This window comes from Enterobacter sp. CGMCC 5087, from assembly GCF_003144775.1.
GTDB lineage: Bacteria > Pseudomonadota > Gammaproteobacteria > Enterobacterales > Enterobacteriaceae > Enterobacter > Enterobacter cloacae_M.
This window is the reverse complement of record NZ_QFXN01000029.1, coordinates 42,910-48,909: the sequence shown is the minus strand read 5'-3', so window position 1 is coordinate 48,909 and position 6,000 is coordinate 42,910. Positions and strand designations below refer to the sequence as shown.

General features: G+C 56.0%; 7 protein-coding genes. 6 read left to right on the top strand and 1 reads right to left on the bottom strand.

The annotated features are described in order from the left end of the window. The 5 genes from DEO48_RS02485 to DEO48_RS02465 form a co-directional block, all read left to right on the top strand. Positions 1–72 (top strand): hypothetical protein (locus DEO48_RS02485; RefSeq protein WP_181366953.1); only part of this gene is annotated, 72 nt, incomplete at its 5' end. A gap of 27 nt (positions 73–99) precedes the next feature. Then, the gene (gene paaK, locus DEO48_RS02480) at positions 100–1,416 is read left to right on the top strand and encodes a phenylacetate--CoA ligase PaaK (protein WP_109844268.1); all 1,317 of its coding nucleotides are present in this window, start codon (positions 100–102) and stop codon (positions 1,414–1,416) included. A gap of 133 nt (positions 1,417–1,549) precedes the next feature. Beyond that, positions 1,550–2,485, top strand: coding sequence for a phenylacetic acid degradation operon negative regulatory protein PaaX (gene paaX, locus DEO48_RS02475; protein ID WP_021241337.1), 936 nt, complete (start codon positions 1,550–1,552; stop codon positions 2,483–2,485). Positions 2,486–2,494: 9 nt separating this feature from the next. Then, positions 2,495–3,091, top strand: coding sequence for a phenylacetic acid degradation protein PaaY (gene paaY / locus DEO48_RS02470; protein WP_109844267.1), 597 nt, complete (start codon positions 2,495–2,497; stop codon positions 3,089–3,091). Between the two features lie 100 nt (positions 3,092–3,191). After that, positions 3,192–3,935, top strand: a complete 744-nt coding sequence (locus tag DEO48_RS02465) for an SDR family oxidoreductase (protein WP_109844266.1) — start codon at positions 3,192–3,194, stop codon at positions 3,933–3,935. 22 nt (positions 3,936–3,957) lie between these two features. Here the strand turns inward: DEO48_RS02465 and DEO48_RS02460 are convergent, their stop codons facing one another. Then, a complete protein-coding gene (locus tag DEO48_RS02460) occupies positions 3,958–5,190 on the bottom strand; it encodes a serine hydrolase (RefSeq protein ID WP_109844265.1) in 1,233 nt (410 codons plus the stop codon). A 135-nt stretch (positions 5,191–5,325) separates the two neighbouring features. On the opposite strand from DEO48_RS02460, the gene DEO48_RS02455 reads away from it, so the two are divergent. Continuing rightward, on the top strand, positions 5,326–5,808 hold the full coding sequence (locus DEO48_RS02455; RefSeq protein ID WP_109844264.1) for a glutathione peroxidase: 483 nt from the start codon (positions 5,326–5,328) through the stop codon (positions 5,806–5,808). Positions 5,809–6,000 lie beyond the last annotated feature (192 nt).

Genomic DNA, 6,000 nt, shown 5'->3' with positions numbered 1-6,000 from the left:
GGGCGCTACGCGCTGTGTACGATGTGCATCGGTGTGGGTCAGGGCATTGCCATGATCCTTGAGCGTGTTTGAGCATAAAAACAATGTGAGTACCCTACAATGACAAATACAACAAAGCTTGATCCGATTGAAACGGCCTCCCTTGACGAGTTACAGGCGCTGCAGACCGAGCGTCTGAAATGGACGCTGCATCATGCCTATAACAACGTGCCGATGTACAAACGCAAGTTTGACGCCGCAGGCGTTCACCCTGACGATTTCAAAGAGCTGGCGGATATCCGCAAATTCCCGTGCACCACCAAGCAGGACCTGCGGGATAACTATCCGTTCGATACCTTTGCCGTGCCGATGGAGCAGGTGGTGCGCATTCACGCGTCATCCGGCACCACCGGCAAACCGACCGTTGTCGGCTATACGCAGGGCGACATCGACAACTGGGCCAATCTGGTGGCCCGCTCCCTGCGCGCCGCGGGCGGCAGTGCGAAGGACAAAATTCACGTGGCGTATGGCTACGGCCTGTTTACCGGCGGGCTGGGGGCGCACTACGGGGCCGAGCGTTTAGGCGCGACGGTGATCCCGATGTCCGGCGGCCAGACGGAGAAACAGGCGCAGCTGATCCGCGATTTCCAGCCGGACATGATCATGGTGACGCCATCCTACTGCCTCAACCTGATTGAAGAGCTGGAGCGCCAGATGGGCGGCGATGCCAGCGGATGTTCCCTGCGCGTGGGCGTCTTCGGCGCCGAGCCGTGGACGCAGGCCATGCGCCGGGAAATTGAAAAACGCTTAGGCATTACGGCGCTGGACATCTATGGCCTCTCCGAAGTGATGGGGCCGGGCGTGGCGATGGAGTGTATCGAAACCGTCGACGGCCCGACCATCTGGGAAGATCATTTCTACCCTGAGATCGTCAACCCGAACGACGGCACGCCGCTGGATGACGGCCAGCAGGGCGAGCTGCTGTTCACCACGCTGACCAAAGAGGCGCTGCCGGTGATCCGCTACCGCACCCGCGACCTGACGCGTCTGCTCCCGGCCACCGCGCGCAGCATGCGCCGTATGGACCGGATCAGCGGCCGCAGCGACGATATGCTGATCATCCGCGGCGTCAACGTCTTCCCGTCGCAGCTGGAAGAGGAGATCGTGAAGTTCGAACATCTTTCGCCGCACTACCAGCTGGAGGTGAACCGTCGCGGGCATCTTGATTCACTTTCAGTGAAGGTGGAGCTAAAAGAGAGCAGTCTGACGCTGACGCACGAGCAGCGTTGTCAGGTGTGCCACCAGCTGCGCCACCGCATTAAGTCAATGGTGGGAATTTCCACCGACGTAATGATTGTTAACTGCGGCAGCATCCCGCGCTCGGAGGGCAAAGCCTGCCGGGTGTTTGATTTGCGTAAAGTCGCAGCTAACGGTTGAGTTTCCCTCACCCCAGCCCTCTCCCAAAGGGAGAGGGTGTAAAAAATTCCCTCTCCCTTTGGGAGAGGGTTAGGGTGAGGGGCTATCCCAGAATCCTGTGCTATGATTCATCCAGGATAAAAATAACAACAGAATGAATCACATGAATAAACTCGACGCCTTTATCCAGCACGCGGTCAGCTCCGTACCCGTCAGCGGGACCTCTCTCATCTCCTCGTTATACGGTGACGCGCTTTCCCATCGCGGCGGTGAGATTTGGCTCGGTAGCCTGGCCGCCCTGCTGGAAGGCATGGGGTTTGGCGAGCGCTTCGTGCGCACCGCGCTGTTTCGCCTCAACAAAGAGGGCTGGCTGGACGTTTCCCGCATCGGGCGTCGCAGCTTTTACCGCCTGAGCGATAAAGGGCTTCGCCTGACGCGTCGCGCGGAGAATAAGATTTACCGCGCGGAACTGCCCGCCTGGGACGGCAAATGGCTGCTGCTGCTCTCCGAAGGTCTCGATAAAACCACCCTTGCCGACGTCAAAAAACAGCTGATCTGGCAGGGGTTTGGCACGCTGGCGCCGAGCCTGATGGCCTCGCCGTCGCAGCATCTGGCGGACGTGCAGTCCCTGCTTCACGATGCCGGCGTGGCGGAAAACGTGATCTTCTTTGAAGCCCACTCGCCGCTGGCGCTCTCCCGCGCCGCGCTGCGTTCGCGGGTAGAAGAGTGCTGGCAGTTAACCGAGCAAAACGCGATGTACGAGTCGTTTATCAACTCGTTCCGGCCGCTGCTGCCGCTGCTGAAAGAGGCCGCGCCCGAGGAGCTGACGCCGGAACGCTGTTTCCAGATCCAGCTGCTGCTGATTCACTTTTATCGTCGCGTGGTGCTGAAAGACCCGCTGCTGCCGGAAGAGTTGCTGCCCGCGCACTGGGCGGGACAAAGCGCCCGACAGCTCTGCATTAATATCTATCAGCGTGTCGCGCCGGGGGCGCTGGCGTTTGTCAGCGAGAAGGGCGAAACCTCCGTGGGCGAACTGCCCGTGCCCGGCACGCTTTACTATCAACGCTTTGGTGGTCTTACAAGCGCATAAGGAGCGAAGATGCCAGTTTATCAAATTGACGGTCTGACGCCGGTCGTGCCGGACGAGAGCTATGTTCACCCGACGGCGGTGCTGATCGGGGACGTGATTCTGGGTAAAGGCGTTTACGTCGGTCCCAACGCCAGCCTGCGCGGTGATTTTGGCCGTATCGTGGTGAAAGACGGCGCCAACATTCAGGATAACTGCGTGATGCACGGCTTCCCGGAGCAGGACACGGTGGTGGAAGAGGACGGGCATATCGGCCACAGCGCCATTCTCCACGGCTGCGTGATCCGCCGCAATGCGCTGGTGGGCATGAACGCGGTGGTGATGGACGGCGCGGTCATCGGTGAAAACAGCATCGTCGGCGCGGCGGCGTTCGTTAAGGCGAAAGCGGAGATGCCCGCCAACTATTTGATTATCGGCAGCCCGGCCAAAGCGATTCGCGAACTCAGCGAGCAGGAGCTGGCGTGGAAGCTGCAGGGCACGCGGGAGTATCAGGTGCTGGTGGAGCGCTGCAAGCTCACTATGCACCAGGTGGAGCCGCTGCGCGAGGCTGAGCCTGACCGAAAACGGCTGACGTTTGATGAGAATTTAAGGCCGAAGCCGGCGGTGTAGGACGGGAAGTTCGCGCCACGGCACTAACGGGAAGATGTTACCCGCCTCATCATGCTATTAATCCTCGATACAGACTCATCACGACAGAGGACGCAGAGTTATGCTGAGGGGTAAAAGAGCTGTTATCACGGGTGGCGGCGGGGGATTTGGTCAGGCGCTGTGCGTCTGGCTTGCCCGAGAGGGCGTTGAAGTGGATTTTAGCGCCCGTCGGGCGGTGGATATTCAAAAAACCTGCAGCCTCATCGCGGCTGAAGGTGGTGAGGCGAAAGGGTATCTCTGTGATTTAGCCCTGCCGGAATCCGTTTCTCAGTTCTCTTCACAGGTCTTACGTTCAGACAGGCCAATCGATATTTTAATTCTGAATGCTGCTCAGTGGTTGTCAGGGACAATAGACGAACATTCGAGCACAGAAATCGTCAGTACCGTCAGTTCAGGCCTGACAGGTTCAATCCTGCTAACCCAGGCAATGCTTCCGGGTTTAAGACGCTCAGACAGTGCAGACATCATTGCAGTTATCTCTGCGTGCGCTATTCCGAACTTTACAGATTCGATTGCCCATCCCGCTTTTTTTGTCAGCAAACACGGGCTCAGCGGCTTTACAACGAAACTGTCAGAACACTTATCTAAAGAAAACATTCGGGTAACCGGATTATATCCGCCTGATTTTGAACTGACCGGTTTAAATGCGCATATCGATAATCAATCAAGGATGGGGGAGCGTCTGGTGAATGGATGGTCAATCTGGGAAACGATTCGCTTTGTACTGTCTCAGCCTCGAAGTTGCCATATTAGTACTATCTACTTTCAGGGGCCGACTCGCGAAGATCTTGCGCATCAGACCTAAATCTGACGGCGGGCGTTCACTACTATTGCTGATAAACGCGTTTTGGAATCCCATTAATCGCAAAGCGGCTGCCAGGGCTCTGGCTGTCTTTTTTAGCCATATCCATTAATAGCGCGATGCCAATGTAATTACTCCAGTTAAAGGTATTTTGCAGCACCACCACCGCATTGCCTTTTTCTTTGTCATAGCCGATAAAGCTGGAGTAACCGCCGATATAGCCGACCTGATAGGTGATTTTTTCCAGACCGATAAAGTCGGTGGTCCAGGCAATACCCTGTACCCCATCGGGACGTTGAATATCGGTATTTCTCACTTCGGCAAAGACTCTGTCCAGCAGGGGACTGTGGGTCGTCGATACGTGATAGCGGGCATAGGTCGCCAGATCTTCGGCGTTGCTGTACAAGCTCGCTGCCGCCACCATGTTGTTGGAAAAATGCCAGTCCGGGGTGAGCTGCCCGCGCGGGATAAATTTCGGCTGATCGCCCGCGTGGCCGAGCGCACGCTCCGGGTATCCTTTTAGCTGCTGGGGAATAAAGCTGCTGTTAGCCATTTGCAGCGGACGGAAAATATAGCGCGAGGCTAAACTCTGGATATCTTCGCCGGTTTTGTGCTTCAGGATATAGCCGATCAGCGCGTAGCCGGTATTGGAATATTGCGGCACTTTATCCTTTGGCGCCCGCCAGTCGGCGAGGTAGCGCAGCACGTTATCGCTGTCCAGCTCGCTATAGAAATTTTCGCCCGTGCTTAAATAGCCGATGAATTTCCCAAGCATCGGAACATCCATATTCTGACGCGGCAGGCCGGAAGTGTGGGTAACCAGTTCAAGCAGGGTAATTTTTTGTGCATCCGCGCTAAGCGGCGTCCCCGGCGGAAGCAATGTCGCCAGGTTATCGTTCCAGTTCAGTTGCCCTTCATTCACCAGACAAGCCACCACTTCCGCCGTGATCCCTTTGCTGAGCGAGCCGAGCGCAAACAGGGTGTCGGGCCTGACCGGATAACGATTGACCGCATCGGTTACGCCCCAGGTGTAAAACTGCGGCGATCCGTGATTATGGATCACCGCGACCGTCATCCCGGGAACGGATTTTTGCGCCATATAGTGACGCACCACGCTGTCAACGTCGCCATCCAGTGAATCATGGGTGAGAAGTTCCTGAGTACCTTCCGGGGAGGACATCTGTGAGAGCGTGCCACAACCGCTGAGGAGTGGGAGAGTAAGCAGAAGCCAGCGAATTTTTTTTGTTATGTTCTGCATACCTGATAGCGAGTGTGGTGGTCATTAGCGCGCCAGGAATGTATCACACTTAGCCTGCCTGAATGTAAACTTTCTAAACGGCGGCGGCCCTGTTGATGGTCACCGCGACTTTCGGCCTGCTTTGAGGATTTCAGTATGACTCGCTTTTATCAACTTACCGCCACCAGCCTGGATGGCCGCCTTATCTCAATGGCCGACTATACGGGAAAGGTGGTTTTGGTCGTCAATACTGCCAGCCAGTGTGGCTTCACGCCGCAATATGCGGGTCTTGAAGCGCTATACAAGCAATACGCCGATCGAGGATTAGTGGTGCTGGGCTTCCCCTGCAACCAGTTCGGCAAACAGGAACCCGGCGGCGCCGACGAAATCTCGAAAACCTGTTACATCAACTACGGCGTGAGCTTCCCGATGTTTGAGAAGGTTGAGGTTAACGGCAGCGCAGCGCACCCGCTGTATCGTTATCTGAAAAACGAATTGCCCGGCGTGCTGGGTGAGCGGATCAAGTGGAACTTTACTAAGTTTCTGATCGGCCGCGACGGTAAACCACTCAAGCGTTTTGCTCCGATGACAACGCCAGAGAAAATGCAGAGGGCGATTGTCGAAGCTTTGGGGAGGTAGGTGTTGCGGTGATTGGAACCATTTACTAAAAGATAACTTTTGGTATATTTACTATCCAAAGAATGATAGGGCCAGATTTCCGCACTTGTCTGGTCTTTGTGTCACCTTAGTGGCCATTCCGAATAACCGGATATAACCTAACTAGTATTTCGTGATTCAGACGGTGCTTGTTCATGCTGTTGGATCAACCAA